We start from the raw sequence: 25,651 nt of genomic DNA, 5'->3' as shown, positions 1-25,651 counted from the left end.
AAGTATAAGTGGTATGACTGCAACTTTTATTTTCATCCGTACGGTCAAATAAGTCACAAATTGACAACATCATTGTGTAATTGAGTAAATTATTGAGGTTTTATGGCTAAGGCAAAGCGAGCTTATGTGTGTAATGACTGTGGTGCCGATTTTCCACGTTGGCAAGGGCAGTGCAATGCATGTGGTGCTTGGAACACGATTACAGAAGTTAGGTTAGCGGCTTCCCCTCAGGTTGCACGTAATGAACGGTTGAGTGGTTATGCGGGCGGTGCAACTGAATCTTCGGTTCAAACGCTGTCAGAAATCGACCTGCAAGAAGTACCGCGTTTTAGCAGTGGCTTTAAAGAGCTCGACCGAGTACTCGGTGGTGGTGTCGTACCGGGCGCTGCGATCCTGATTGGTGGTAACCCAGGTGCCGGTAAATCAACGCTGCTATTACAAACCATGTGTCAGCTTTCTTCTCAATTACCGACTCTCTATGTCACAGGAGAAGAATCCCTACAGCAGGTCGCGATGCGTGCGTCTCGACTTGGATTGCCAAAAGAGCACCTAAAGATGCTCTCAGAAACGAACGTGGATAAGATCTGTCAGGTTGCCGAAAAAGAACAACCTAAGATCATGGTTATCGACTCGATCCAAGTTATGCACGTTGCGGATGTTCAATCTTCTCCGGGCAGTGTTGCACAGGTTCGTGAATCGGCAACCGCATTAACGCGCTACGCGAAACAGAATAACGTTGCTGTGTTCTTAGTTGGACACGTAACTAAAGACGGTACCTTAGCGGGGCCAAAAGTACTTGAGCACATTATTGACTGTTCCGTTCTATTAGATGGCGGAACCGATAGCCGTTTTAGAACGCTACGCAGCCACAAAAACCGTTTTGGTGCAGTGAATGAACTGGGTGTGTTTGCGATGACAGGCCAAGGGCTAAAAGAAGTCAGCAACCCATCCGCTATCTTCTTGTCTCGTGGTGAAGAAGAAGCCTCGGGCAGTTCTGTCATGGTGGTGTGGGAAGGTACGCGCCCGCTTCTTGTCGAAATCCAAGCGCTGGTGGATTATTCACAGCTGGCTAACCCACGTCGCGTCGCTGTCGGCCTAGAGCAAAACAGGCTTTCTCTGTTATTAGCGGTGCTGCATAAACACGGCGGCTTACAAATGGCTGACCAAGATGTGTTTGTGAATGTCGTCGGTGGTGTTAAAGTAACCGAAACCAGTGCTGATCTTGCGTTGGTGATGGCTCTACTTTCTAGTTTCAGAGACCGCGCATTGCCAAAAGATGTGGTGGTATTTGGAGAAGTAGGCCTAGCGGGTGAGATTCGACCTGTACCGAGCGGACAAGAGCGTTTAAATGAAGCATTTAAACACGGCTTTAAGAAAGCAATCGTACCGGCAGCGAACATGCCTAAAGGTGGCATTCCAGGAATGCAGATCCACGGTGTGAAAAAATTATCGGAAGCAATTAATGCTTTTGATGAGTTGTAATTGAACTCACTTCAGCTACTCTATACAGCAGTAATTCAGCCTAACCTTAACGCCGATTAGGCTTTAGGTTAGCACTATAATTAACAATCATTTAGATTGTTACTACTGAGTGCCTTTTTCTATATGTTAGAAAAAGGCAAAGTTTTTTAGTCCCAAATGCATGCAAAGCTATCAGTCTTCACAGATTGTGATATACTCTGCGCGCATTTTATATCCTATTAACAGAGTAAGACAATGGCAGATTTATCGAAATACAGAAACATTGGTATTTTCGCGCACGTTGATGCGGGTAAAACAACTACCACTGAGCGTATCCTTAAGCTAACTGGTCAAATCCACAAGACTGGTGAAGTACATGATGGCGAATCAACGACTGACTTCATGGAACAGGAAGCTGAGCGCGGTATTACTATCCAATCAGCAGCTGTAAGCTGTTTTTGGAACGATCACCGTCTAAACGTTATCGATACTCCTGGACACGTTGACTTCACAGTTGAAGTATACCGTTCTCTTAAAGTTCTTGATGGCGGTATCGGTGTATTCTGTGGTTCTGGTGGTGTTGAACCTCAATCAGAAACTAACTGGCGCTACGCTAACGAATCAGAAGTATCTCGTCTGATCTTCGTTAACAAACTAGACCGTATGGGTGCAGATTTCTACAACGTTGTTGACCAAGTTAAAAACGTTCTAGGTGCTACTCCTCTAGTTATGGTTCTACCAATCGGTCGTGAAGACGAATTCGTTGGTGTTGTAGACCTACTAAGCCGTAAAGCATACGTTTGGGATGACACTGGTCTTCCTGAAAACTACGAAATCAAAGATGTTCCTGCGGACATGGTTGATGACGTTGAGCAATACCGTGAAGAGCTAATCGAAACTGCTGTAGAGCAAGACGATGACCTAATGGAAGCTTACATGGAAGGTGAAGAGCCTTCTATCGAAGACATCAAGCGTTGTATCCGTAAAGGTACTCGTGATATCGCATTCTTCCCAACGTTCTGTGGTTCTGCGTTCAAGAACAAAGGTATGCAACTTATCCTTGATGCTGTAGTAGATTACCTACCAGCACCAACTGAAGTTGATCCTCAGCCTCTAATGGATGAGAACGGCGAAGAAACTGGCGAACACGCTATCGTTTCTACAGATGAGACTTTCAAAGCGCTTGCATTCAAAATCATGGATGACCGCTTCGGTGCTCTAACTTTCGTTCGTATTTACTCTGGTAAACTGAACAAAGGTGACACGATTCTTAACTCATTCACTGGCAAGACTGAACGTGTTGGCCGTATGGTTGAGATGCAAGCTGATGACCGTAACGAACTAACTAGCGCACAAGCTGGTGACATCATTGCGATCGTTGGTATGAAGAACGTGCAAACTGGTCACACTCTATGTGATCCTAAGCACCAAGTAACGCTTGAGCCAATGGTATTCCCAACTCCAGTAATCTCAATCGCTGTATCTCCAAAAGATAAAGGCGGTTCTGAGAAAATGGGTATCGCGATCGGTAAAATGGTTGCAGAAGATCCATCTTTCCAAGTTGAGACTGACGAAGAGACTGGCGAAACTATCCTGAAAGGTATGGGTGAACTTCACCTAGACATCAAGGTAGATATCCTTAAGCGTACATACGGCGTTGACCTAACTGTAGGTGCTCCTCAAGTTGCTTACCGTGAAACTATCACTCAAGCAATTGAAGATAGCTACACGCACAAGAAGCAATCTGGTGGTTCTGGTCAATTCGGTAAGATCGATTACCGTATCAAACCAGGCGAAGCAGGTTCTGGCTTCAAGTTCAACTCTGTAGTTGTGGGCGGTAACGTTCCTAAAGAATTCTGGCCTGCAGTTGAGAAAGGCTTCGCATCTATGATGGAAAACGGCGTACTAGCTGGCTTCCCAACTCTAGACGTTGAAGTTGAACTTTTCGATGGTGGTTTCCACGCAGTCGATTCATCTGCTATCGCATTTGAAATCGCAGCGAAAGGCGCATTCCGTCAATCTATGCCTAAAGCTGGCGCGCAACTTCTTGAGCCAATCATGAACGTTGACGTGTTCACTCCAGACGATCACGTTGGTGATGTTATCGGTGACCTTAACCGTCGTCGTGGCATGATCAAAGATCAACAAGCTGGCGTAACTGGTGTTCGTATTAAAGCTGACGTACCTCTTTCTGAGATGTTCGGCTACATCGGTCACCTACGTACTATCACTTCTGGTCGTGGCCAATTCTCTATGGAATTCGCACAATACGCACCATGTCCAACTAACGTTGCTGACGAAGTGATTGCAAAAGTTAAAGCAGAAAAAGAAGCTGGTAAGTAATTAACCCTTTTCTCAATTAGCTAAAAAAGCCCCGCAAGTGAAAGCTTGCGGGGCTTTTTATTGCTTGTAACATAATACGAGATACGAGATACGAGATACGAGATACGAGATACGAGATACGAGATACGAGATATGATGTTGATGTTGATGTGGCCCCTAAAAAGTAGACACAGGGGTTGTCCCGTATTTAATCAACACGGGACTGATAAAGAAGGGAGAGATTAACGCTTTAAGTCGATGTAGATCTGCTCTACTTTGGTACGAGCCCAGTCTGTTTTACGCAAAAACTTTAGGCTAGATTTAATACTCGGATCTTTTTTGAAACAGTTGATGTTGACCATGTAACTCAACTCTTCCCAACCGTAATGTTCAACCAATTCAGTCAGTAGCTTTTGAAGAGTGATACCGTGAAGTGGGTTATTTTCTTGTGTCATGAGATGTTCTCGCCATTTATTTGAGCTCAGTATACCAGTTTCGCTTTATGAATTATCAGACCATTTAAATTCGTAATCGGTGTGGATAATCGACAATTCTTCTCTACCTGTATCACCAAACAATTTAACTTGAGCCTGCATCCATTCTTCGAAGCGTTTTATCTTTTCTCGATGGAAGTAGCCTGGAGGTGCGCATAAAAAGTAATTGTATTTAGGCTTCAGTGCGATGTTACCGATGCGTACGAGTTTCTTTTCCTGCAAATAGCGATACACCAAGCTGTGCTTAACTAAGGCTACACCTTGAACGGATAATGCACCCTCTAAAACAAAATGTGAGCCGTCAAATTGCAGTGACGAACGGCCTGCCTTCGCCCCAACAACGTCTAACCATAGATTCCAATCCATATCAGGCCAACGGTCTTCAATTAACTCTGCCTTATGCAGATCGCTGATGTCATAGATTCCATATCTTTCTTGGTAGATAGGATGGCAGACAGGGTAAACCACTTCGTCCATTAACCAACGTGATTCAATATTTGGGTAGTTACCATGACCATATCGAACACAGACATCTACAGCTGAGTCTTCAAAGGTAACCAGTTTGTTGGTCGGTTCTATTAACATAGATAAATCTGGGTGACGGTCGCGGAAGTCGCCAATTCTAGGCACTAACCAATGTTGTGCAAAAGAGGGCACGGTAGAAATCGATAACTGAGTGGGGTTAGGGTCTTGGTTTATTCGTCTTACTCCATCTTGAATATGAGCAAAGCCTTTCTTCGCTTGCAGATAGAGCACTTCACCTTCATGAGTTAATACTATTTTTCGGTGCTGGCGAATAAACAGGTCTGCGCCTAACCATTCTTCAAGTTGGCGAATTTGTTGGCTGATTGCTGCAGCCGTGACAAATAGCTTTTCTGCTGCGAGCTTAAAACTGCCAGTTTCAGCCGCAGTATAAAAATAGTAGATCCCTTGGAATGGTGGGGTTCGTTCTCTCACATTAGTTTTCCTTAACTGAATGCCAGTATCTATCGTTTGTTGCTAATGCGTTGTTGGTCGATTATTGACCATAAGAAAGCAAAGCGTCAATAGGAGAACGATTATGAACACGATAACCGCGACATCAAATACTCATCATTCATTCTTATCAGGTAAGAAATTCTATTCTAAATTTAGGACTTATCTTCAGAATCGCAGAACGAGAAAACACCTAGCTGAGCTATCGGATCATTTACTTGAAGATGTTGGTATTACCCGAGAGCCGGCTAATGAAGAGATGAGAAAATCTTTTTGGGAATAACTAACCTTCACACACGTAACTCTTTCAATATAAAAGGAGTTACGTGAACGCGGAGTGTGATAAGTGATGCTGAATTCTCTTTGCAAAGCCAAATCTAAAGCTTAGCTCTTAGATATTTCAGACACTTCTTCATGCAACCACTCAGTAAATGCCTCAATACGTTCTTTTCTCGGTGAGCTAGGGTCAAAACATAAGTTAACTTGGACGCCTGGTGTCATCCCAATATTAAAGGGCTTCACAAGTAGGCCACGTTCGATAAAGTCTCCAGCCAAGCTATCTGTTGCTAGACAAACTCCATGACCAGCCATCACCGTCGTTAAACCCATATCAAAGGTACCCACTTCCATCCATTGGACGGTGCTGTCTTGCATTGGTATATCCGCCTGTCTGAACCATTCCTCCCAAGGGAAGAGACCACCCTCAAATTGGATCAGCCAACACTTAAGTAGCTGTTCTGGCGAAGTAAATTTTAAAGAGTTAGCGAGTTCAGGTGAGCAAAAGGGATATAAAGGTTCATTGAAGAGTATTTCAAGCGCTAAGCCTTGCTCAACACACAGGTCTTCTCCTTGCCGAATAGCGACATCAATTTCACCATGCTTTAGGTTAGGAGTATCACATCCTGTCAGGATCTTGATTGGTATCTCGGGATGTTTGACTGAGAACTTCCAAAGCCTCGGCAACAACCAACGTGAAGCAAAAGAGGGAGGACTTCGAACTATGATTACGCCTTGTAGCGGCTCCGACTGAATCTTGTTTAATCCGGCAACAAGCTCTTTGAATCCGTGTGATACATGTGTGAAGAGAGTCCGGCCCTCTTGAGTCAGAGCCATTTCACGCCCTTTTCTAATGAACAACTTACACTCAAGTTGCTCCTCTAACTGTCGGATCTTTTGGCTAACAGCGGCTTGGCTAACAAAGAGCTCTTCCGCTGCCTTGCTATAGCTACTTAAACGAGCTGCTACTTCAAAATAGCGCAGTCCGGAAAGGTGGCGTAGTCGATTGTCCATAACTTCTACTTATAGTTCTTGTTAGGAATGGTTGTTCGCTTATCGAACAGGTTGTTTTCATAATAGCGATAGAACGATGGCGAATACAAGAGGGAAATCATGGAGTTATTAATCAATTTGAAGAGTTTTTTTGGTGATAAAATCTTTAAAAACAAAGTAATGGAAGTAAAAGGTGGCAAGGCTAAATCTAATAAGGTGTTATGTGTGGAGCAGTTAAGTCGTCGAATAAAAGAGGACTTAGGATTAAGTAGCGAGAACAGAAATGATTCAGACTACACCAAATATTTATAACCTTTTGTTATCTTAAAAGTAAGCGCTCCATAAACCCCGCATTCTAATCGCCTAGCGCGAAGAATAAGATCAAGTCTCCAACCATGAGGAGATTTGAAATGGGAAAACGACACACTAATCAAGAATGGCAAACACTCATCGAGCAGTCTGAATCGAGTTCATTGTCAACGCTTGCATTTTGTAAGATTAATGAACTCAATCCCTCGACGTTTTATGCTAAGCGCCAGCAACTCAAAAAAGCAGATGTCTCTCAAGGCTTTTTACGGGCAGAGGTCGTCGAAAAGACAACGAAGTATCAAGCTCAAATAGCCACCGCTAACATGACACTCCTCATCAATGATGTGGAGTTGAGCATTCCTCAAGGCACGCCCGCTGCCTACCTGGCAGAACTCATTGGAGCCTTGTCATGAAACATATGCTCAGCGCACCAGAGATTTATCTGTATCGTGAGAGTGTCGATTTTAGAAAGTCCATCAATGGCCTCGCGGCGATTATCGAAAGTGACACCGATTTACCCTTGGGAAGCGGCGCACTGTTCCTGTTCACCAATAAACAGCGCGACAAAATCAAAGTGCTGTACTGGGATGAAACTGGCTTTGCGCTTTGGTATAAACGCCTTGAAAAAGCCAAGTATAAATGGCCTACAAAAGAGCAAAATGAAGTGTTTACCCTGACTCAATTCGAACTTGATAGACTGCTTTCTGGCTTCACGATTATCGGCCATAAACCCGTTCAAATAAACGATTTTACAATGACTTAATCGATAATAAAGCCTTATCTGCCAAGCGTTAACGGCATGATTTTAGTATAATCAATGCCATGAAAAAGACGCCAGATATCAACCCAGAAAGCCAAGATATTGCCGAGCTACAAGCGATGGTGAAAGCGCTGATGGCGTCAGAAAACCAATGGAAACAAGAGCGTCAATCTCTGCTTGAGCAACTCAAACTTGCTTTCGACCGCCAGTTCGCAAAACGCTCGGAGGCGTTAAAGCCTTACGATGAATCTCAAGGTGACCTCTTCAACGAAGTGGAATGTGAAGCCGCTAAGGGAGAGGTGGTTGAGGTAACAACGACCACAACGAAGAAGCGTGGTAAACGCAAGCCACTTCAAAGACTTTGCCTCGTGAGGTTATCGAACTCGATTTAGACGACCATGAAAAACAGTGTGCATGCTGCCAATATAGTCTGCATAAAATCGGTGAAGACCGCAGTGAGAAACTTGAGTTCTCACCAGCCGTGCTCAAAGTGCTGGAATATGTTCGTCCTAAGTATGCTTGTCGTCAGTGCGAGCAAACTGAAGACAAAAGCTACATCGTTCAAAAGCCAGCGCCCCAGAGCATCATCCCTAAAAGCTTCGCGACAGAAAGCTTGCTAGCCAACATCATCCTTGGCAAATATCAATACGCAATGCCACTGTACCGCCAAGAGTCGCTGTTTACTCAGTCGGGTATTGAGCTATCGCGAACTACTATGGCAAGGTGGGTTATCCAAGTCAGTGAGAAGTTCAAACCGCTGTATGCGGCCTTGAAAGAGCATCTACTCCAACAAGTGGTGGTTCAGGCAGATGAAACGCCGCTCAATGTCCTCAAAGAAGATAAACAGTGTTATATGTGGCTCTACTGCTCGGGCGCAGACTCGCCCGACGCTGCACTGCCGAATGTAAAGAATATCGCCTTGTACGACTATCAAAACAGTCGCGCGAGGGCATGCCCTGTTGCCTTCTTGGGGATTACAGTGGTTATCTGCAAACCGATGGCTATGGTGCCTATGATGGTCTTCATCACGTAACCAATGTTGGTTGCTTGGCGCATGCACGGCGTAAGTTCATGGATGCTAAGAAGCTTCAAGGTAAAGGTAAGTCAGGCAAAGCAGATAAAGCGCTAGCCAAAATCCAGAAGCTCTATGGGATAGAATCGCGCTTAAAAGGTGCGACTGTCGAAACACGAAAAGCAGAACGTCAACAGTATGCCAAGCCGATATTGGATGAGCTGTGCGACTGGATGACGTCTCAACAAGTAATAAGCTCTAGTCCATTAGGAAAAGCGATTAAGTATACGCTCGGCCAATGGCCGAAACTTATCCGCTATATCGATGACGGTCATTTATCTATCGATAATAATCGTGCTGAACGCGCCATTAAACCGCTGGTCATTGGTAGAAAAAATTGGCTCTTCTCGAACACACCAAATGGTGCTGATGCGAGCGCGATGCTTTACAGCATCGTCGAGACGGCGAAAGCCAACGGCCTTATCCTTTACGACTACATGGTCAAGTGCATGAAAGAGCTAGCGAAAGTTGAGCCTGATATCGATGCGCTCCTACCTTGGAACTTCAAACATTAACAACATCGCCCCGTGGGTTCATGGAGCGTTTACTCTTAAAAGAGTCATAAGGGTTCTTTGTGAGGAAAGTCTCTTAGGGTTAACTCTATCTAACTCTTAATTGTATAAACTCTAGGATTTTGTATTTTTATATATTATATCGAGTGCATAAATTAAATTTTCCTTGTCTTATATTTGAGACAGAAAAGGTGATTGTTTAGATAAATAGCAAGAATGTTTATAATGTCCTTCTTTTTCTAATGGATATAAAACAGGCAGTTATTTAATAGTGCGACAAATTAGTGTTCCTTTAAAATTGCATTATTAGTGAGTTTATTGTTATTTAAATAACTGAAAATAATTAAGTTTAACCGATTAATAATATACAGCTCACCGCCTATTCAGACGCTTAAATCTACTACTTATTTAAAACTTGAATAACTCATTTATCAATTCTATATCTGTAATGTTGAGTCTTTCTATATCTCCTAGGATTCTATTGGGCTAGATAGGGTGAATAGAAAGAACAAAGGGTGGGGGTTGTATGAAATTTATTTCAAGAGGTTCAGAAGGTAACCGCTATCGAAGCGGTCTAAAATCCAAAATAAAAGGTATCGCTATTATCGAATTTACGATTGTGGTGAGCCTGTTTTTTGCGCTTTTTTTAACGGTTGTTGACCTTGGTATTTATGGGTTCGTTAAACTGACCATGCAACACTCGGCAAGGGAGGGGGCAAGATATGCCATTACAGGTCGTTCTGACTTGGATCCTGACTCATCGAGTGATCGCGAAGCGGCTATCTTGGAAAAAATCTCTCAATCGTCGAGCGGTTTACTCGATAAAGTGATGGATGTTCAGAATATACGTGTTGAGGATGTCTATGGTAATGCAATCACCGGCTTTGGTGGTTCTGGAGACATTATTTCTATTCACCTTGATTGTGAGTGGCCATCTGTAAATCCCTATATGTATGTTTTGCTCGATGATGGAAAATTCAAATTTACCGTCAGCGCAGCGATGAAAAACGAAGCTTTTTAGGGAGGGACAGGATGTTTCCTTTTAAATTGAAAAAAGCCGCTCAGAAAGGTTTTGCAGCAATCGAAATGACGTTGATAGCGCCTTTATTTATGCTGCTGATCGTGGCGGCTGTCGACATAACACATCTCATTCAAGCCAATCACGTTATTATCAATATCAGTCGAGAAGGTGGAAACATTATCTCGCGAAGTAACACTGATACCCCACAAGAAGTCATGGACATCATAGCGACAACATCAGGCACTTTGGATTTAACGCAAGACGGCGTTATTTACATTACTGAGTTGGTCGGTCAAGAAGATGCTTCTCCATACATTAAAAGAACCAGCACGGGTTAAGTAAAAACAGTGCTATTTGGGCGAGCTGCAGCAATTGGGCCAATGATGGAGAGTGCTCGGATGTGGATGCTGATGATCCTCCTATTGTTAACAACTTAGCGGTTGCACTTGATGATGGAGAGATTGTGTACAGCGTTGAAGTTTTCTACGACTACTCGCCTATTTTTAGTCGAGTGTTTGATGATGAATACATTCTGAGCGACACAACATATATGTAAGGGAGGTCGATATGGATAAGGAAACCCCAATCAAATATCGTTACAGTCGTGGGTTAGTGGCTTTGATGTCAATTATTGCGCTGCCTTTTATACTCTTAGTTGTTGGTCTTTCTGTTGATGCTGGTCGAGCTTATATTGTTAAGTCGAAATTATTTGCCGCGGTCGATGCAGCCAGCATTGCGGCAGCAAGGGCGGTCGCTAATGGCGAAGATGCTGGACGGGCAGCTGCTCAAAAATATTTTGCAGCTAATATCCCCGCAGACTTTTATTCAGCCACTCCTAGCTTAGGCGCAGTCAATTTCTCTAATGATTCGTTTGGTAATATCTCTATCGATATCTCGGCAACAGCGCAAGTGCCCACTGTCTTTTTGCCATTGATAGGGCTAGACACGTTTAACCCTGGTGTATCCGCACAGTCGATCCGCCGCCCTGTAGATTTAGTGTTAGTGATTGATAACACTACATCTTTGAGGTTAGGGAGTATCGGCGACGTGACTCAAGATGTCATCGATAGGTCTAAGTCATTCGTTGAGAATTTTCATGAAGGTTTTGATCGTATCTCGTTGGTGAAATTTGCGTTTGGATCAGAGGTACCTGTTGGGTTCACATCGACCCGAGGGCACAGTCGAAGCACCATCAAATCTGAAATTGACAGCTTTAACTTCGGTAGTACTTCAAGCGCACAATATACCAATGCGTCTGAAGGGATGTATCGAGCCTTGAATGAACTGAGAACTGGGACTGATCCGGCAAACTTGAAAGTGATCGTGTTCTTTACCGATGGAGCACCAAACACTTTTGCATCTACGTTTGATTTTGAGGACGGGGATTCACATACGGGGGCAATTCGTTCAAGCGATGGTTCCAGTGGTACGCCGAGAGGGCTTTGGAGGCATGACTCAATAGCCACCACTTTATCTGGTGGCTATGAGGGAAATGATATTGATGACCATATCAGTGAGATGCCCCAGTACTACACGACTCATGATTCAAGTGCTACAGAGTTCAATATTCTGAATCCAACTCATGCGGTGCGCCCAGTCGCGCAATATGATCGCTGAATAGTCATTCAGCGAATGATTTGTATACCCGTGTAAATAGGGTTGCACGTAATCTCGTCGAAGATATTGCGGAAAAAGCCAGAACGGAAGATATTTATGTATTTACGTTAGGTTTAGGTTCATCTCTAACATCAGCGACAGGGCCTGATAGTGAGTTTGGTGAAGACTTATTGTTACGGATGGCGAACTCTAGTGCGTTGTTAGATGATCCTGATCTTAGTGCGGATTATGACCCTAATCAGCTTGAAGGGGTGTATTGTCATGCCATCGACGAAGAGGCGTTAGGACCTTGTTTTGATAAGATGTTGGATGTGATTATTCGTTTAACCTTATAAGATCTCTGTTAATCGCCTTTGATCATTAAGACCGCAACAGAGAGTTGAGGCAAATAAAAAGAGGGAGCTTTTCAGCCCCCCTCTTAGTGCTATGTGTTGTTTTGTCGTCGTTTACTCTTCCCAAACCACCAGTTTATCTTTCGGCCAGTTATGCCCAACTTCGTGGTACTTTTGCTCAAGGATATGTCGTTTTATCTTAAGAGTCGGAGTTAACACGCCATTCTCAATACTCCACGGTTCCTTAATCATCAATACGCCTTTGATCTTCTCGTGTGAAGCGAGTTGTTCGTTCATCTTCTCGATAACACGCTTAGTCGTTTTTTCATAACGAGCTCGATCAAAATTAGGGAAGTCATGTGGAACGACAAGCAGAATAGGGCCTGGTAAGCCCAAGCCTATCAAACACATCATTTCTACGCGGCTGTATTCAAAGAGCTTGTTCTCGATAGGAACGGGAGCAACAAACTTACCTTTCGCGGTTTTGAAGGTATCCTTCTTACGTCCACGAATCGTTAGGTAGCCTTCGCTGTCGATATCCCCGATGTCTCCTGTATGGAGCCAACCTTCTGAGTTAAAGGATTCTTGGGTCGCAATATCATTCTTGTAGTAACCAGAGAATAAGCCTTTGCCTCGAACTAGAATCTCTTCGTCTTCAGCTATCTTGAGTTCGATCCCAGGGCCGGCATTACCGACCGTACCAATTTTATCGGCTCTGAATGGGTAATTGAGCGTGCTGTAGGCGAAAGACTCTGTCATGCCCCAAGCCTCGGTAATGTGTAAACCAACGCTTTCGTACCATGCGAGCAGAGCGGGTGATACTGGCGCTGAGCCACAGCCGAGAACACGCGCTTGGTCTAACCCTAAACCATCAGCAAGCTTCTTCTTAATGATGTTGTTGATAAACGGAATCTTAAGTAAGAAGTTCAGTTTTTTCTGTGGCAACTTGTCTTGGATTCGCTGCTGGAACAGAGTCCATAAACGAGGTACTGAAATAAACAAGGTTGGACGATGCATTTTTACATCATCAATAAAGGTGTCTAAAGACTCAGGGAAAGCAGTAACCACACCTCCCATCACTGAAGAACCGAAGATGTAAACTCGCTCTGTAATATGGGCAAGTGGGAGGTAAGAAAATAGACGATCATCTTTTTGGATACCGATATGATCGATCAGCCTCTGAACTGACCACGTAAAGGCACCGTAGGTCAGCATTGCGCCTTTCGGCAACCCAGAGGTACCAGATGTATACACAAGCGACATCAGCTTATCGTCGTGGTGCTGAGGTCGTTTAGTGGATGGTTCATGTGTATCGATGAGCTGCTCGAATGTGTGTTGGCATTTTGCCGCACTATCGTAAGGTAATGAGATACTGACCAAGGTCGGATTGTCATCAAGTACTTGTTGAGTCGCCTTAGGATCGTCAAGCTTACCGGCGATCACAATCTTACTTTCACTGTGTTCAATACAGTACTGAATGGTGTCTGCACCCGCTGTTGGAAAGATAGGGACGCTGACAAAATCTCCTAACATCATGGCAAGATCACAGATAAACCACTCTGCACAGTTTTTTGAAACGAGAGCAACTCGATCGCCTGGTTGGGCTCCGAGTCCTTCTAATGCTGACGCCAGTTTGAGCGCTTTGTCTGCCACTTCTTTATAAGTGAATTCAACAAATTGGCGGTTAATTATTTGTTTTAGATAGACTTCATCTGGGCGTTCTTCTGCCCATTTTAAAATCATGTCATTGGGTGTAGGGAGAGCTGTTGCTTGTTCTTGGCTAAACTCGTTAGGCTGAATCATTGTCTAACTCCATGTTTTTCGCTAAGTTATTTTTGGTTATTTTTGTTAAAATCATGTTAAATGTACCATGATTTTTTCTTTTAGGGAGTAAAATTAGCGTTTTCTGTTATCTGTGCAGGCACGTCTATAGCTTGCAGGGGTTACGCCCGTCCTTTTCTTAAAAATTCTTGAAAAATACGACACATCCTTGTAGCCACATTGATAAGAAATTACAGCTATTTTTGATTCGGTATCGGCTTCGATTAACTTCTTGGCTAACAGGATTCGTTTATCGCACACAAAGTCTCTAAAGCTTACTCCAAAGTGTAGATGAAACTTCTTAGAAAAGTAGGTTGCTGAGCAGTGACATTTTTCAGCTATCTCTGTTTCTCTTATTTCCTTGTTAATGTTATCCATAACAAAGTTAACAACTTCAGAAGTAAACTGTTTTGTCGGTTCTTGGTTATTGTTATTCATGTCTCGATCGAGGTCGAAATGTGCTTCAAAGATATGTTGGGTTTTATGCTTTAGCTCTTCGAATGAATTGGTCAGATGATGACTGCTTGTTTCAATTACGAAGAATACATTCTTATGATTTCGAACGTTATTAGGTATCTGACCTGTACAAATAATAACGATTCGCTTGTTCAAGTTATCACAAATAGATAGTGCCATTTTAAGTAGTTGAAGTTCATCCGTTTTATTCAATATGAAAAATACTAACCTTACATCTAAGTGACTGATTATAGAGATGTTCTGTTTATAGTTTTTTATGAGAAAGTAACGACTTATTTTATTGATGATAATTGAGCTAAAGTCGCTATCTATATCTGACAGTAAGGGGGTAATTATATTCATAGTTATTAAACCGGTATCATACTTAAATAAACAGTAAAGAAGTATGGATAAATACGTTTATTTAAATAGATTAGAAGTGTGACAAAAAAGTGCAAGTAAATGGCAAGAAAATCCTAACCGAATATATAGTTCGGCTCTAGATTTAGTTTACAGGTAAACAAAACCTGTTACCCAAATCAAGGAGAGATTCTCATGAGTAAGTTTTTGAAAAGTTGTAAAGAATTCATGAATGATGAAGAAGGTCTTACTGTCATTGAATACGTAATTGGAGCAGCTATGCTCGTATTAGGTTTAACAACCATATTTACTGGGATTGGTACTGCGCTATCAACAAAATTAAGTACGATTGTTGACCAAATAAGTACATCGTAAGAGCTTACCAAAATGAGCCTCAAATGGGTTGGGCACCAGAAAGGGTTAACTACGGTCGAGTATGTAATTGGAGCGGCTTCACTTGTCGTCCTTGCTTGGTTGATATTTTCTGGAATAGCGACAGCTCTAATCAGTAAGTTTCTTTCGATTGTGGCAGGTATCTAAATTAATGATAAGTGAATCGTTAGTTTTTTGGGCATTACTTATTATTGTTTCGGTATACGATGTTGAGAAACATCGTATACCAAATAAGATACTTATTTTATTGTTATTTTTATATTTCTCATCAGCGTTAAATGATGGGTTTTCATTGGATACGTTAGTTACTTCATTAATCGGAGCTATCGTACTTTTTTTGTCTGGCTTAGTTTTATATTTTCTGAGAGCAATGTCTGCAGGGGATGTGAAATTACTGGGTGTTATAGGGTTGTATGTTGGTTGGAGTTCATTGCTTCAAGTTTCTTATTACATACTCATAGCTGCTGGCATGATAGGGATATTATATTTACTTTATAATCGAGAAAATAATAGTGAGATAACAGTTCGAAGATATTTCGAAGAAAAACTAATGTTAGTTAGCGGAATATCACCTCACCTTAAAAGTGAGCCAGTTGCGCATTTTCGGTACTCAAATAAAGTAACAATGCCATTTGCTCCTTCAGTTGTAATAGGTTTAGCGATGTACAGTTATTTTACATAGATCAAACTAAATCACTAATCGATGTGTTGGAGAGGACATATGGATATGAGAGGGATACCGTCCCCGAGTAATTTAAAGCCTCAAATATCAGCTCCTTTGGTTCCGACTTCCATTGAATCGCTTGGTATACCTGAAGTTGTGATTGAAAATCTATTGCTCAAGCACTTATCTGCGTACCCTAAATCTGATGTATTAGAGCTTTCTAACTACTTGTGTGTGGTGACCCATATTGTTGAGAATGGACTTGCGGTACTTAGAAAGAAATCATTCATTGAAGTCTTTCAACCAACTTCAGCTCTATCCTTAGACTCCTCTTCACATAGTCATGTTCGCTACTCCTTGTCAGAAAAGGGCATAGAAGAAGCCGACCTAGCCTTTACCCGCGATGCCTATCTTGGACCTGTCCCTGTTTCACTTGCTCAATACAGTGACATTGTAAAACAACAAGACTTGCGAGCGGAATTGGTGACCAGACCACATGTTGAAGCGGCTCTTAGTGATGTGTATGGCGTAGACAAAATGATCTCCGTGCTAGGCCCTGCAATTAACTCGGGACGAGCTTTGCTTTTGTATGGGCATGCCGGTACAGGTAAAACATTTGTTGCGACACGCATAGTCAATGCCTTACACACTTCAGTCTTTATTCCTTATGCGGTCTATGCATTCGGTAATATCATTAAGGTTTTCTCTACGCAACACCATAGACCACTCGATCGAAACGGTAGTGAAACATTGGTTTCCCTTAAGGATCAATACGACAAGCGTTGGCTCAATTGTGAGAGACCGAATATTCAGGTAGGCGGGGAGCTAACCATGGATATGCTTGAAGTTAATCATTCAGAGAACAGTCGAGTGTGGTTAGCGCCTCTACAAATGATGGCGAATAACGGAATTCTGGTGATTGATGATCTCGGGCGTCAACCAATGCCAGTTGATAATCTGCTCAACCGTTGGATTGTTCCAATGGAATATTACTTCGATTACCTTTCGTTGCCGAATGGTCAGCAAGTGACAATGCCATTTGTGTTGACCCTCGCTTTCTCCACTAACTTGAACCCTGAGAAGATCAGTGATCCGGCATTTTTACGTCGCTTGGGTTATAAAATCGAGTTCAAGCCTCTTAATCAGCGTGACTATGAATCCTTGTGGATGAACGTTGTGGAAGAAAAAGAACTGGAGCTTCAAAGCGGATTCTTTGAGCGCTTGTCTCAAATGCACACACTTTACAAAGTGCCTCTTTTCCCTTGCTTACCTAAAGACCTCGCTGGTATTAGCAGAGACATTCTTTCGTTTGAGCAACTCCCGCCCGTTATTACTTTCGATATTCTTTCCATGGCATGGGAAGTCTACTTTACCTCTGATGGACACGAGGAAGAAAATAATGAATAAGAGTCAGGTATTCCTATTGTTTTTACTGTCCGTAGTATTCGGCTTAGCGGCTGTATTTTTTGCTAAGCAATGGATGGACAACCAAGTTCAGCCGACGATAGAAGTCGAAGAAGTTGAACGTCACCCGGTTGTAGTTGCGTCTCAAGAAATTGAAGCTGGAACCATAATTGAAGATCAATATTTAACGACCAAGTTGATGGAAGTTGATTGGATAAATGAAAACAACTATTCGGATCAATCTGAGCTAATCGGTAAGGTTGTCGCTAACACCATTTATGCCGGAGAGGTGCTTCACAAGTTGCGTTTCACCGTTCCAGGTGAAGGCTCCACACTTGCGGCTCTGATTCCTGAAAATAAACGTGCGGTGACGATTCGAGTCGATGATGTTATCGGTGTAGCTGGGTTTCTATTACCCGGAAACAAGGTCGATATTCTTAATACCGTTTCCTACGGTAAAAACTCTGCTGCCACTCAAACTGTGTTGAAAGACATTAAAGTGCTGGCGGTAGACCAAACCGCCAGAACCAAAGAAAACAGCCCCATTATTGTTCGTGCGGTAACACTTGAGGTGACCCCAAAAGATGCAGAAAAGCTTCTGACGGCTAAGAGCAAAGGCAGTATTCAGCTTACCTTAAGAAATCCTCATGAAGTTGAGAAGAAAGTCGTTCGTCGATACGTGCCTAGACCAAGCGTGACCATTATCAAGGGTACGGAAACATCCAGTGTGCGCGTCAAGGATTGAGGTGAGATATGAGAATAATATTAGCGTGTGTTTTGAGCCTGCTTTGTTTTTCGAACGTAAGTTTTGCTGCATTGCAAACCGGAAAAACAGTTACGGTTCCACATCATAAATCGACGCATGTCGTGTTATCAGGTAAAGCGAGCAAGGTTTCGCTTGGCGACCCTGATGTTTTGGACATCGTGATTTTGAAATCTAACGAAGTGTTTTTGATTGGTAACAAGTTAGGTGCAACCAACCTGATGGCTTGGGACTCTCGAGGCCAGTTGATTGAGTCTATTAATATCGAGGTGACTCATGATCTTAATAGCCTGAAATCCAAGCTGTATGAGTTTCTTCCTGACGAGACTATCGAGGTACATAGCGCGCAGAATCGCTTGTTGTTGAGTGGGCAAATCAGTAACCAACAAAAAATGAATGTGGCGATGAGAATTGCTGAAACCTACGCTGCAGGGCAGGCTGCAGATGATTCTAAAGAGAGTGGCAGTGAACAAGCTGCTGCAACTGGTGTTATTAACTTAATGTCTATCGGTGGCGCCCAACAGGTGATGTTAGAGGTAACTGTCGCCGAGGTTCAGAGAAGTTTAGTCAGAAAGTTCGATGCTAATTTCCACTTCTTCCAAACCAGTGGTTCCAACTTTTCGTGGGGGGCTTCATCTGTTCCTGCTGGTGTATTGGGCGCAACACCCATCTTCGATATCCCCACCTCAACTGATTACGGGATTCTAGGGTCTTTCATCGATAGTAATACCTTATTTACTTTTGCATTGGATGTCGCTAAGCAAAATGGTGTGGCGAAAGTATTAGCAGAGCCGAATTTAACCGCATTGAGTGGTTCTAAGGCCGAGTTCTTAGCGGGTGGTGAGTTCCCTATTCCTGTTCCGGACGATGACGGTATTACTATTGAATACAAAGAGTATGGGGTAGGGCTGAAATTTATACCGACCGTACTCAGCGACCAGAAAATTAATCTGAACTTAGCGGTTGATGTGAGTGAGATTGCGAACAGCAGTTCATTAACTATCGACCCGGGTTCAACGAATGCGACTTACTTTATCCCACCAATTACACGTCGAAGCGCCTCTTCTACGCTTGAACTCGCAGATGGACAAACCATCGGTATCGCAGGGCTATTGAGCGAGAATGTTCGGGATGTCAGTAACAAAATGCCGGGTATTGGTGACGTACCGATTTTAGGCCAACTGTTTAACAGTCAAGAATACATCTCAGGAGAGACTGAGTTGGTCATTCTTGTTACTCCTCGACTCGCTAAACCAGTAGATAGAAGTAAAGTCACACTACCAACTGATGCCTTTGTTGACCCTAATGATCTGGAATATTACTTGTTAGGTAGAAGCGCTTACATTGCTGAGCCTTCTGATTCTGAAGACAAGAGTAATTCAAGTTCCGCTAAAGACATCGCGCCAACTGATGGTGGTAGCGAAGGTTCATTTGGTCATGATTTATAAGGAGATAGATATGATTAAAACAATGATGGTCTTTCTCGTCGTTTTATTGGTGGGGTGTGCGAATGATGCCCTTTTAGGTCAGTCGGTTGCTAAGCTGAAAATGGAGCAAACGTACAACCCGAATGCAACTCAAGAGAACTTGCAGGTTTTACCTGATGGTACCGGGGAGCGCATGCAAGCAGGGTATGACAACTATGTAGGTAAGGGAGATGAGGATCTTACCGGAAGTAGTAGTCAGGTTTTAAATAGCTTTAATTAATGTAAATGATTGAGTGCAAATAGTGCACCCAACCATCGTGACTGTTTAGAAAATCTCATTGGGCGAATTGGATATTTTAAGCCTAAAGGGTAAATGGAAATGGTTGTCAGTGAACCATGCCGTCATCGAAATTGGTCTAACGTACACCAAAAATCTTTCGATGATATTAGGACAAGAGGTCCGCAATGAAGACAGGTGGGAATATGGGCGAAGCAATTGATATTTTACCGAATGAAGACGATGCGATTCGCCTTAAAACCAACTTGAATGTATGGCTGATTTATAACAGTGAGAACTTTCATGCTCATATGAGGCAGCAATTGAAACGTTGTCGAAATGTGCACATAGAACCTTTTTCTTTGTTAGGCATGACGGAAGAGTACGTAAAAAATATAGATGCGCCGGACCTTATCTTTGTTGAAGCGAATGGCGGTTGGGCTCAGAAAATGGTCGACCTGCAAAGCTATAACCTGCAGTTGGAAGAGCATGATTTATCTTTGGTTGTATTCGGTGATGAGAATGACAATGGATCATTAAAAATAGCGCTAAGACTGGGTGCTTCTGATTTCCTATCTCATGACATTTCTATTTCTGGTCTCTTACCGTTATTCAAGAAAACCGCAGCGGAAAAAATTGAAAACTCTAGCTACGGGGAGGTGTTCCTGTTTATTAACACCAAAGGTGGAATGGGGGCGACAACCTTAGCGCTAAACACGGCCGTTGAAATAGCAAGTTACCATCCTAATGAGGTGCTTTTACTTGATATCGACCTTCAATTTGGAGTTATTCCTGAATATTTGAATATCACCCCCGCCTACAGTATTTCTGATGCTATCGACAGCTCAAATGACCTGGACGAGATGTCTTTGGGAAGTTTAGTGAACAAGCATGCTTCAGGATTACACGTTCTAAGCTTCAAACATGAAAATAATGCGGATGATTATGAACATGCTCAAAAGATTGGGAGATTGTTGCCCGTATTGCGTCGCTTCTATCGTTACATCGTTATTGATTTCTCTCGAGGGTTAGACCATATCTTCGCATCGGCCATCTCGCCAGCGACTAAGGTGTTACTCGTTGCTCAACAAACCTTAGTGTCGGTCAAAAACAGTAACCGTTTAGTCAGAACTCTAAAATTTGAGTACGGATTACAACAAGACTCAATAGAGATAATTGTGAATCGTTATGAGAAGCGACAAACCATTAAGTTATCAGACATAGAACAAACCGTTGGAAAGCACGACATCCATTTAATGCCGAACGATTTTAAGGTCGCATTGGAGAGTGCCAACTTAGGTCAGCCTTTGGTTGAGTCCAAAAAGAAGAGCTCGATTACACGCTCGATTATCGACTTGTCTCATATTCTTTCTCCACCTGAACAAGAAGAGAAGAGTTGGCTCAAAAAGATATTTTCATAGGCTGTTTGTTCTAAGCATAGATGAGGGATCGTTATGTTCTTTAAACGAAAAAATATAAACCCTGAGTTTGAAAAGAAAGTAGAACAATTTTCTCAACAAGAAAATGGCAACGCCACAACCTTTCCTCAGGGTGTCGTTAGTTAACCTGCTGTTTTTAAAGGCTTAGATGCCAATAAAGAGCAGGAAAAAACGGTCAATGAAGTAAAGAAAGTCTTAGAACAAGAGCTTTCAATTAAGCACTATTTCCATAAACAGCTCTTAGAAACGCTCGACCTTGGACTGCTTTCTAGTCTTGAAAAAGAGCGCGCTAAAGTTGACCTTCATGAAGCGATTGTTCAGTTAATGGCAGACGATCAAAGTCATGCTCTGAGTGCGGAAGGCCGGAAAAGAGTGATCAAACAAATCGAAGATGAAGTGTTTGGTTTGGGGCCTTTAGAGCCATTGCTGGCCGATAAAACGGTATCCGATATTTTGGTTAACGGGCCTAAGAATGTGTTCGTTGAGCGAGGCGGTAAGTTAGAAAAGACCCCCTATACGTTTTTGGATGACAGACATCTTAGAAACATCATTGACCGTATTGTTAGCCAAGTGGGACGTCGAATTGATGAAGCCTCTCCTATGGTGGATGCTCGATTGGCCGACGGCTCTCGGGTAAATGCAATTATTCCACCTCTTGCCTTAGATGGCCCATCGGTATCCATACGACGCTTTGCGGTAGACAGCCTAACGATGGATAACTTATTAGAATATAAGTCAGCCTCTCCGCAAATGGCGAAGTTTGTAGAAGCGGCCGTTAAAGGTGAGCTCAATATATTAATTTCAGGCGGTACGGGGTCAGGAAAAACCACGACGCTCAATATCTTTTCTGGTTTCATTCCACGAGATCAACGAATCATCACAATAGAAGATTCCGCAGAGCTTCAACTCCAGCAACCTCATGTTATTCGTCTTGAAACTCGCCCGGCAAACCTTGAAGGAAAAGGTGAGATCAGTCAGCGAGAGCTAGTCAAAAATACCTTACGTATGCGACCTGACCGTATTGTTGTTGGGGAGGTGCGTGGTAGTGAAGCGGTGGATATGTTAGCAGCGATGAACACGGGTCATGATGGTTCATTGGCAACTATTCACGCCAATACACCAAGAGATGCACTCAGTCGTGTAGAGAACATGTTTTCGATGGCGGGTTGGAATATCTCAACTAAAAACCTCAGATCGCAGATTGCTTCTGCCATCCATTTGGTGGTTCAGATGGAAAGGCAAGAGGATGGTAAGCGTCGTATGGTTAGCATTCAAGAGATCAACGGCATGGAAGGAGAGATCATCACTATGTCTGAGATTTTCCACTTTCAACGCCAAGGCATAGATGAGCATGGCAATATTCTAGGGTATTACACCGCAACTGGTGTCGTTCCTCAGTCTCATGACCAATTGGTTAAGCGTGGTCTTGATCTGCCTTTTGAGCTCTTTACTGAATCACATAGCTGAGGAACGGATTATGGATAACGTAACTGTCTCGCTGGTTCTATTATTTGTTGCAGTGTTGTTTATTTCGCAAGCCTTGCTATTACCTGCTGCTGGGAAAAAAGCCAAACACAAAGAGTTATCTCGCCGTCTAAAAGAGACACAAAGAAATATTGACGAAGAGAGCTTGTCGCTTTTAAAAGAGCACTACAACAAAGAACTATCACCGCTCGACCGAAAATTAATTGTTATTCCTTTCTTTGCCGACCTTAAACGTATGCTGGAATTAGCGGGTCTTAAGCTCACATTAAGCCGCTTCTTATTCATTGTATTCTTGTGCGGAACCTTACTAGCTTTAATTACTTTGGTGTTAAATCAATTATGGTTTATTTGTGTGGGGGTTTTCGTGTTTGCTTGGGTCGTGGCTTACCTATTTGTCCAAAACCGAGTGACATACAGAATGGCGCGATTTGAAGAACAGCTACCAGAAGCTTTAGATATTATTAGAAGGGCCTTACAAGCCGGTCAGCCACTGGTTCAGTCTTTTAATGAGGTGGGTGAGGAGATGCCAGAGCCGATCGGTGTCGAGTTCAAGAACACCTATAACCTGCTCAATTATGGTTATGACTTAAGGCTCGCGATCATGCAAATGACTGAAAGGGTGCCGACGGTTTCGATGCTGGCTTTTTCAAGTGCCGTCATGTTACAGAAAGAGACAGGGGGGAACCTCTCTGAGAATCTGCAAAAAGTATCTGAAGTATTAAGAGCCCGCTTTAAACTCGAAAGAAAAATCAAAACTCTCTCAGCTGAGAGTCGGCTTTCTGCTTGGATAGTGACTCTTTCTCCGTTTGCACTATTTTTCGGTCTTAAACTCGTAAACCCTGAATACATTGAGCCTTTGTACAGTGATCCTAGAGGAATATCCATGGTCAGTGTTGGGGTGATCTTGTTGGCTATCGGGGCGCTGTGGATAAGAAAAATAGTAAATATTGAGATATAGATTATGGAATTCTTTGATTTAGAAGTATGGAAGCAAGCACTGTCTGAGTTTGGTATCAGTAGTCAAACCTTGCTTTACGGGATGCTCCTGTTCACCACTATGTTACTCACCTTCACACTAGGTTTTCTCTTTGTTGGTACTCGTTCCCCGTTAGATAAAAAGTTAAAACAGATCTCCGGAGATAATCACACGAGTGGTCGGAAATCGTACGATTTTACTAACACCTTGGAGTCGTTAACGCCATTCATTGGACGCGGGAACAAGAAAGACAACGAGACTTACTCAGAAAAACTCATGCATGCGGGTTACCATGAAAAAAGTGCACTTTCTGTCTTTTACGCCTTCAAAGTGCTTTCCGCTCTAATTGGGTTTGTCTGTGCATTTGTGGTGTTCTATTTAGCGATAGGCGACAGTTACAACAACTTATTGATTGTGACTTGTATCTTTGTCGGTACTTTTTTACCCAATGTTATATTGAGTAACATGCAAAAAGAGAGACAGAGAAAAATTAGAAATGGGGTCCCTGATGCGCTCGATCTATTGGTTGTTTGTACGGAATCAGGCCTTGGTTTTAATGCGGCGCTAGGGCGAGTAGCTAACGAGCTATATATCTCACAACCCGAGCTTGCCGATGAGTTAGATACCGTATGCGCTAAAATTCAGGCGGGTGTCACGATGCCTGATGCTTTGACTCAACTCGTTGAACGGACTGGTCTTCATGAATTAGAGGGGCTTGTCTCTTTGCTCTCCCATGCTTCAAGAATGGGGGGAGCCTAGCGCAAACCTTGCGTGATTATACCGATGACTTTCGAGATAAACGTCAACAAGCTGCGGAAGAAGTTGCGGCGAAAATCCCCACAAAAATGCTATTTCCTATGTTGTTATTCATTTGGCCTTGCTTCTTTATCGTTGCTCTTGGGCCCGGAATGATGATTGTAATGGATGCACTCACATCTCCAGGAGCGAGTTTATGATGCGAATGAATAGAATAATCTTACTTTTACTGTCGTTGATGATTCTTGGGTGTGCATCGTCTGATGAGTCGACTAATCAGTTTGATGCAGAGTTGTATTCAGGGAAGCCCATTGACACTTTAACCAGTGATGATCCTCCGGTCAGTGAAAAAGAAGCGATCATGCGAGGTGATGTCGCGCTAAGAGACAACAATATCGATTTGGCGCTTTATGAGTACATCCGATCTCTGTCTTTCCCTGAACAAGAGTTTCACGATAAAACGCTGTTTACGATTGGCCGAATTCACTCATCGAGAGGCAACTACGCGCTCGCTGAAAAAGCCTATCTGGCGGCATTAGACTTTAATCCGGCGCATACCGAAGTGTTGGAGCAACTTGGGGTTCTATATACCAAGCAGCGTCGCACAGATGAAGGGCGAAGTTATTTCTTTAAAGCAATTAATGCCGATCAAGTTCGCCTTAAAAGCAGTGAAACGACTAAAAATTACCAAGCGTTAAGTCAGAGCGAAGTGGCGGCCTTGAAGGTGGATAGCATGTCGCCAGCACTCGCTTATATGGGAATTGGGGTATTGGAGGATGTTGAAGGTAAGCATCAAATAGCTCAAGAGTATTTTAAAAAGTCGCTCACTATCGATAAAACCTCAGTAAAAGCCTTGTTGAACATGGGCTACTCCCATTACATGTATGGTAACTACAAAGAAGCGTATCAATACACGCGTTCGGCGTTAGAGATAGAACCTAACAATGAGAAAGCTCAGAACAACCTTGCACTTATCTACCTAGCATCAGGTGATGTGAAAAAGGCGATCAACGTTTTCATGCGTCATATGGATGCTCCCGAAGCGTTGAATAATGTCGGGTATTTTTTGATTATCCAAGGTCGACCTGATGAAGCGATTCCCTATCTTCAACAAGCGATCGATAAAAAACCTTCTTACTACAAAATTGCCAATGAGAACCTAAATAGAGCGTTGGCAGAGGTAAGAGAAATGAAAGCAAGCACCCCGATATAGCACTCTATCAAGTTAAGTCATTCTAAATAAGATAGCCCCTGATGAGTTTCCTTGTCAGGGGCTATTATTTGTA

At 42.9% G+C, this 25,651-nt stretch carries 24 protein-coding genes and 4 pseudogenes; 23 read left to right on the top strand and 5 right to left on the bottom strand.

Annotation, left to right across the window (positions count from 1 at the left end; genetic code table 11):
* Positions 1-102: 102 nt before the first annotated feature.
* Positions 103-1,482 (top strand): DNA repair protein RadA, encoded by a 1,380-nt coding sequence (gene radA, locus ITG10_RS04480; protein ID WP_017629641.1) that lies wholly within the window; start codon positions 103-105, stop codon positions 1,480-1,482.
* Positions 1,483-1,716: 234 nt separating this feature from the next.
* A complete protein-coding gene (fusA, locus tag ITG10_RS04475) occupies positions 1,717-3,804 on the top strand; it encodes an elongation factor G (protein ID WP_017629642.1) in 2,088 nt (695 codons plus the stop codon).
* 221 nt (positions 3,805-4,025) lie between these two features.
* Here fusA and ITG10_RS04470 read toward each other — a convergent pair whose 3' ends face one another.
* Together ITG10_RS04470 and ITG10_RS04465 are read right to left on the bottom strand one after the other, a co-directional pair.
* Positions 4,026-4,238 carry a VF530 family protein gene (locus tag ITG10_RS04470; RefSeq protein ID WP_017106559.1) on the bottom strand — a complete coding sequence of 71 codons (213 nt, stop codon included), beginning with the start codon at positions 4,236-4,238 and terminating at the stop codon, positions 4,026-4,028.
* 45 nt (positions 4,239-4,283) lie between these two features.
* Complete coding sequence (locus ITG10_RS04465; RefSeq protein WP_017629643.1) at positions 4,284-5,234, bottom strand: LysR substrate-binding domain-containing protein; 951 nt, start codon at positions 5,232-5,234, stop codon at positions 4,284-4,286.
* Between the two features lie 103 nt (positions 5,235-5,337).
* Here ITG10_RS04465 and ITG10_RS04460 point away from each other — a divergent pair, with 103 nt between their 5' ends.
* Positions 5,338-5,535, top strand: a complete 198-nt coding sequence (locus ITG10_RS04460; RefSeq protein ID WP_017629644.1) for a DUF1127 domain-containing protein — start codon at positions 5,338-5,340, stop codon at positions 5,533-5,535.
* A gap of 101 nt (positions 5,536-5,636) precedes the next feature.
* Here ITG10_RS04460 and ITG10_RS04455 read toward each other — a convergent pair whose 3' ends face one another.
* Complete coding sequence (locus tag ITG10_RS04455; RefSeq protein ID WP_017629645.1) at positions 5,637-6,542, bottom strand: LysR substrate-binding domain-containing protein; 906 nt, start codon at positions 6,540-6,542, stop codon at positions 5,637-5,639.
* Positions 6,543-6,641: 99 nt separating this feature from the next.
* Here ITG10_RS04455 and ITG10_RS04450 point away from each other — a divergent pair, with 99 nt between their 5' ends.
* The 8 genes and pseudogenes from ITG10_RS04450 to ITG10_RS04415 all read left to right on the top strand — a co-directional run bounded on the left by ITG10_RS04450 (position 6,642) and on the right by ITG10_RS04415 (position 12,147).
* Positions 6,642-6,833, top strand: a complete 192-nt coding sequence (locus ITG10_RS04450; protein WP_017629646.1) for a hypothetical protein — start codon at positions 6,642-6,644, stop codon at positions 6,831-6,833.
* A 98-nt stretch (positions 6,834-6,931) separates the two neighbouring features.
* Positions 6,932-7,243: a hypothetical protein gene (locus ITG10_RS04445; protein ID WP_016768965.1), complete on the top strand. Its 312-nt coding sequence runs from the start codon at positions 6,932-6,934 to the stop codon at positions 7,241-7,243.
* Positions 7,240-7,593, top strand: coding sequence for an IS66 family insertion sequence element accessory protein TnpB (tnpB, locus tag ITG10_RS04440; RefSeq protein ID WP_016791133.1), 354 nt, complete (start codon positions 7,240-7,242; stop codon positions 7,591-7,593). The genes ITG10_RS04445 and tnpB overlap by 4 nt, the downstream gene beginning before the upstream one ends.
* A 59-nt stretch (positions 7,594-7,652) precedes the next feature.
* A pseudogene (locus ITG10_RS04435) lies at positions 7,653-9,177 on the top strand (IS66 family transposase).
* Between the two features lie 523 nt (positions 9,178-9,700).
* Positions 9,701-10,195 (top strand): TadE family protein, encoded by a 495-nt coding sequence (locus ITG10_RS04430; RefSeq protein ID WP_017063294.1) that lies wholly within the window; start codon positions 9,701-9,703, stop codon positions 10,193-10,195.
* 11 nt (positions 10,196-10,206) lie between these two features.
* Complete coding sequence (locus tag ITG10_RS04425; RefSeq protein WP_017632758.1) at positions 10,207-10,533, top strand: TadE/TadG family type IV pilus assembly protein; 327 nt, start codon at positions 10,207-10,209, stop codon at positions 10,531-10,533.
* Positions 10,534-10,595: 62 nt separating this feature from the next.
* Positions 10,596-10,751, top strand: a complete 156-nt coding sequence (locus tag ITG10_RS04420; protein ID WP_017632757.1) for a hypothetical protein — start codon at positions 10,596-10,598, stop codon at positions 10,749-10,751.
* 11 nt (positions 10,752-10,762) lie between these two features.
* Positions 10,763-12,147: pseudogene (locus ITG10_RS04415) on the top strand (VWA domain-containing protein).
* A gap of 111 nt (positions 12,148-12,258) precedes the next feature.
* Here the strand turns inward: ITG10_RS04415 and ITG10_RS04405 are convergent.
* Positions 12,259-13,947: an AMP-binding protein gene (locus ITG10_RS04405; RefSeq protein WP_017632756.1), complete on the bottom strand. Its 1,689-nt coding sequence runs from the start codon at positions 13,945-13,947 to the stop codon at positions 12,259-12,261.
* A gap of 93 nt (positions 13,948-14,040) precedes the next feature.
* The gene (locus ITG10_RS04400) at positions 14,041-14,784 is read right to left on the bottom strand and encodes an AraC family transcriptional regulator (protein WP_248386723.1); all 744 of its coding nucleotides are present in this window, start codon (positions 14,782-14,784) and stop codon (positions 14,041-14,043) included.
* Between the two features lie 192 nt (positions 14,785-14,976).
* Between ITG10_RS04400 and ITG10_RS04395 the strand changes: the two genes are divergently transcribed.
* From ITG10_RS04395 to ITG10_RS04340, 12 genes and pseudogenes are all read left to right on the top strand, one after another.
* The gene (locus ITG10_RS04395; protein ID WP_017632751.1) at positions 14,977-15,156 is read left to right on the top strand and encodes a hypothetical protein; all 180 of its coding nucleotides are present in this window, start codon (positions 14,977-14,979) and stop codon (positions 15,154-15,156) included.
* 12 nt (positions 15,157-15,168) lie between these two features.
* Positions 15,169-15,321 (top strand): hypothetical protein, encoded by a 153-nt coding sequence (locus tag ITG10_RS04390; protein ID WP_017632752.1) that lies wholly within the window; start codon positions 15,169-15,171, stop codon positions 15,319-15,321.
* Between the two features lie 4 nt (positions 15,322-15,325).
* Complete coding sequence (locus tag ITG10_RS04385; RefSeq protein ID WP_017632753.1) at positions 15,326-15,856, top strand: prepilin peptidase; 531 nt, start codon at positions 15,326-15,328, stop codon at positions 15,854-15,856.
* Between the two features lie 39 nt (positions 15,857-15,895).
* Positions 15,896-17,245, top strand: coding sequence for an AAA family ATPase (locus ITG10_RS04380; protein ID WP_248386721.1), 1,350 nt, complete (start codon positions 15,896-15,898; stop codon positions 17,243-17,245).
* The gene (gene cpaB, locus ITG10_RS04375) at positions 17,238-17,987 is read left to right on the top strand and encodes a Flp pilus assembly protein CpaB (protein ID WP_248386720.1); all 750 of its coding nucleotides are present in this window, start codon (positions 17,238-17,240) and stop codon (positions 17,985-17,987) included. The genes ITG10_RS04380 and cpaB overlap by 8 nt, the downstream gene beginning before the upstream one ends.
* A gap of 8 nt (positions 17,988-17,995) precedes the next feature.
* Entirely contained in the window at positions 17,996-19,453 is a 1,458-nt protein-coding gene (locus tag ITG10_RS04370) for a type II and III secretion system protein family protein (protein ID WP_026084415.1), read from the top strand.
* The gene (locus ITG10_RS04365; protein WP_206598121.1) at positions 19,416-19,712 is read left to right on the top strand and encodes a hypothetical protein; all 297 of its coding nucleotides are present in this window, start codon (positions 19,416-19,418) and stop codon (positions 19,710-19,712) included. The genes ITG10_RS04370 and ITG10_RS04365 overlap by 38 nt, the downstream gene beginning before the upstream one ends.
* Positions 19,713-19,915: 203 nt before the next feature.
* Entirely contained in the window at positions 19,916-21,130 is a 1,215-nt protein-coding gene (locus ITG10_RS04360) for an AAA family ATPase (protein WP_026084416.1), read from the top strand.
* A gap of 33 nt (positions 21,131-21,163) precedes the next feature.
* Positions 21,164-22,615 (top strand): annotated as a pseudogene (locus tag ITG10_RS04355) (CpaF family protein).
* Between the two features lie 10 nt (positions 22,616-22,625).
* The gene (locus tag ITG10_RS04350) at positions 22,626-23,591 is read left to right on the top strand and encodes a type II secretion system F family protein (protein WP_017632549.1); all 966 of its coding nucleotides are present in this window, start codon (positions 22,626-22,628) and stop codon (positions 23,589-23,591) included.
* A gap of 3 nt (positions 23,592-23,594) precedes the next feature.
* Positions 23,595-24,565 (top strand): annotated as a pseudogene (locus tag ITG10_RS04345) (type II secretion system F family protein).
* Positions 24,562-25,578, top strand: coding sequence for a tetratricopeptide repeat protein (locus ITG10_RS04340; RefSeq protein WP_017632551.1), 1,017 nt, complete (start codon positions 24,562-24,564; stop codon positions 25,576-25,578). Before ITG10_RS04345 ends, ITG10_RS04340 begins: the two are co-directional and overlap by 4 nt.
* Positions 25,579-25,651 lie beyond the last annotated feature (73 nt).

This window comes from Vibrio sp. ED004 (genome assembly GCF_023206395.1).
In the GTDB taxonomy this organism is placed as follows: Bacteria; Pseudomonadota; Gammaproteobacteria; order Enterobacterales; family Vibrionaceae; genus Vibrio.
Note: the sequence above shows the minus strand (reverse complement) of the source record. Positions and strands in the feature narration are given on the sequence as shown.